3 protein-coding genes are annotated in these 2802 nt (G+C 50.3%); all 3 read right to left on the bottom strand.

The window, feature by feature from the left end; all coding sequences use genetic code 11:
- Positions 1-136: 136 nt before the first annotated feature.
- Genes FC75_RS10615 through istA form a run of 3 tightly spaced genes read right to left on the bottom strand, consistent with a single transcriptional unit; the run spans position 137 to position 2631 of the window.
- Entirely contained in the window at positions 137-337 is a 201-nt protein-coding gene (locus tag FC75_RS10615; RefSeq protein WP_054666489.1) for a hypothetical protein, read from the bottom strand.
- Positions 330-1088: an IS21-like element helper ATPase IstB gene (gene istB / locus FC75_RS10610; RefSeq protein WP_054666486.1), complete on the bottom strand. Its 759-nt coding sequence runs from the start codon at positions 1086-1088 to the stop codon at positions 330-332. Before istB ends, FC75_RS10615 begins: the two co-directional genes overlap by 8 nt.
- On the bottom strand, positions 1066-2631 hold the full coding sequence (istA, locus tag FC75_RS10605) for an IS21 family transposase (protein WP_056989868.1): 1566 nt from the start codon (positions 2629-2631) through the stop codon (positions 1066-1068). Before istA ends, istB begins: the two co-directional genes overlap by 23 nt.
- Positions 2632-2802 lie beyond the last annotated feature (171 nt).

Here is a 2802-nt window from a genome sequence, read left to right as displayed (position 1 = left end):
TGAAGGCGGCCATCGGAATTTACCACCTCTGCCAAACTTTTTACCACCTTCTGCCACGAATGTTACCACCTTGTGCCAACACTTTACCACTTGAAATGCCCACCGGTCTTACTTGACCAGTGGGCATCGTTGTCATCTATGCTTCTTCTTCGTCCTCTTCCAAGAATCGGTTGATCAATTTGACGCCGATTTTCACCAGCTCGTCGTCGGAGATTTGTTCATCGCTTTGCCAGATGGCATCAAGCAAGGCACCTTCAAGCTCAATGAACTGATCCTCACTCATCTTCAGTCCCATATAATATCCGGCGACACGGCGTTCTACTTCTTCATTAATCATCTTGTCCACCAATCCCGTAACGTTCACGCATCGATTTCTTTCCGTCGATTTCAATGTGGTAGGCCGTATGCACGATCCGGTCAAGAATCGCATCCGCAATCTGTGATTGTCCGAGCTTCTCATGCCAGGCCCGTGGTCCGAATTGCGAACAGAAGATGGTGGCGCGTTGCCCTGCGCGGCGTTCCATTAACTCTAGAATGAAGGTCGCTTGTTCTTGAGATACCGCAGTCAATAACCATTCATCGATAATCAGAAGATCATACTTGCCGTATTTGATCAGGATCTTTTTGAAGTCGCCATTCGCTTCATTCTTGGCGACGAGTAGGTCGTCCATGAGCTCTGGCAGCCGCACGTAACGTACCTTGTAGAACTGGCGGCAGGCCGCAATACCAAGTGCCGTCGCCAGCCAAGTTTTGCCGTTTCCAGACGCCCCCATGATCAACACGTTGTGGTGAGCCTTGATGTAGGCACCGGTGGCGAGTTTCGTGATGACGTCTTTGTCCAACTGACGGTCTGGACTGTAGTCAATGTTGCTGATGGAAGGCGCAGTGGTACTGAATCCAGCGTCTTTGATCAGGCGTTCTAGCTTGTTGTTCTGACGCGTGTCATAGGCGGCGTCGATCAATAACTCTAGACGATCCTCAAAGCCCATTTGCCGAATATTTTCGATATGTTCTTGGTTTGCTAAGGCCTCGACCATCGATGTAAGCCGCATTTCGTGCAATTTCCTAGTCGTTTCTTGATTGATCATGACCGACCCTCCCAAAGTATTCAGCTCCACGAGTGAAGCCATAGTCGTTTTCAACGTTCTTGTTTGCCAGTGCCTCTGGCGTTTTCTTCTTCTGATTGATCAACACCCGCTCAATAATGCGAGTGGTAGGCACTTGGGCGACCTGCTGCACCTCGCCGCAGGCGAACTCGAGTTGCGTTGCGCCATATTTTTTCGCCAGCTTTTGAAGGCTTAAGATTGTGTGTAATGCTTGTCGCTCAGGATTGTGATTGAGTAAATCTTCCACAAGCGCACTAATGTGTGGACCGACGGTCGCCGCCCATGTCCGACTCGATTCGGCGGTGTGTGAGACGTATAACTTGTGTGCCTCTGGCATATGCTCTTGATTCGTTGAGAATTGCTCGCTACGGCCATAGAGTCGCGCATGCGAAGCGATACGGCTATCCTTGAAGAACACCTCGATCAAGCTATTCGTGAGACGAACGTCGACTTGACTGCCAATGTACTGAAACGGGACCGAATAAAACATCCGATCCACCTGGATGTGATAGTCTGGAGTTACGGTGGCAGTTTTCCAAGCCGCCATCTCAAACGGTGCCGCTGGCAGTGGATGAAGGGCGAACTTCTCTTCTGTGGAAAAGCCTTCTTCACGATTGCGACATTCCTTATATTTCTTTGTGAAAGGCCGTTGGTTGAAGTCCCGCAACTTCGACCAGACGGCCTGATTTAATTCTTCCAGAGTGAAGAATTGCTGATTGCGTAGCGCTGCGATGACCCATGTGGATAACGCTTTGACTGTGGCTTCCACCTTGGGTTTGTCTTTAGGCTTCCGCACCCGAGCGGGCATCACGACCGTACCGTAGTGCTCAGCCATATCGCGATAGACCGGATTCAGAACCGGGTCAAACTTGGCATGACTGTTGACGCCCGTCTTTAAGTTGTCTGACACCAAGATCTCAGTGACACCACCGAAGAACTCATAGGCATTGACATGACCGCGAATCCAATCTGGCATTGTCATGCTCAAGAACGCTTCACAATACCCATATTGGCTGCTGGGAAGCACAGCCAAAAACAGATATGCCGTGATTTTTTCGCCAGTGTCGGCGTCACTCACTTCCAGTGTTGATCCAGCCCAGTCAACTTCCATCAGTTCGCCCGGCTTACGCCGGATACGCATGGTTGCTTTGTATTTCTGGGCAAAGTCGCCATACATCCGACAAAATGAACGGTATGAGTACGGCACCTTGTGAGAGTCCCGGCAATTGATTTGGTACTCGTAGTAAAGCAACGACAACGTCACGTTCTTCTTACCGAGTTCCTCGTGCAGATACTCCAAATCTGGCAACTCACGCCCCGTTGTTTCAGGAGCCAGTTCAGGGAAGAGGATTCGCCCAATCTGTGCATCTGTCAGTTGCGGATCAAGGGGCAATGAAAGCTCCGACTGCTTGGCCCGCTCAAGGACTTCTCGGACTTTGGGTCGAGAATGTCCAGTGCTTGCAGCGATGCTGCGCTGGCTGTGGTCTGGCGATAATTCCAGAATCCGGCGATACTGAATAGCCATAACAAAAACCTCCAATATATTCGATGTACGCGGTTACACGCCGCGTACTCAAAGTATATCGGAGGTTCTTTGATTTCTGAATGGTAAGATGCTTGGCACTGGGTGGTACATTGTTTGGCAGAAGGTGGTAAGATCCATGGCACGGGTGGTAAATTCGAATGGCCGCCTTCA

This window comes from Lacticaseibacillus camelliae DSM 22697 = JCM 13995 (assembly GCF_001436615.1).
Taxonomy (GTDB): Bacteria; Bacillota; Bacilli; order Lactobacillales; family Lactobacillaceae; genus Lacticaseibacillus; species Lacticaseibacillus camelliae.
This window is presented reverse-complemented; position numbering and strand designations above follow the sequence as displayed.

What these genes read in the sequence shown, in the direction of transcription:
- FC75_RS10615 (WP_054666489.1), bottom strand. Translation starts at nt 337, where the DNA reads ATGATTAATGAAGAAGTAGAACGCCGTGTCGCCGGATATTATATGGGA.
- istB (WP_054666486.1), bottom strand. Translation starts at nt 1,088, where the DNA reads ATGATCAATCAAGAAACGACTAGGAAATTGCACGAAATGCGGCTTACA.
- istA (WP_056989868.1), bottom strand. Translation starts at nt 2,631, where the DNA reads ATGGCTATTCAGTATCGCCGGATTCTGGAATTATCGCCAGACCACAGC.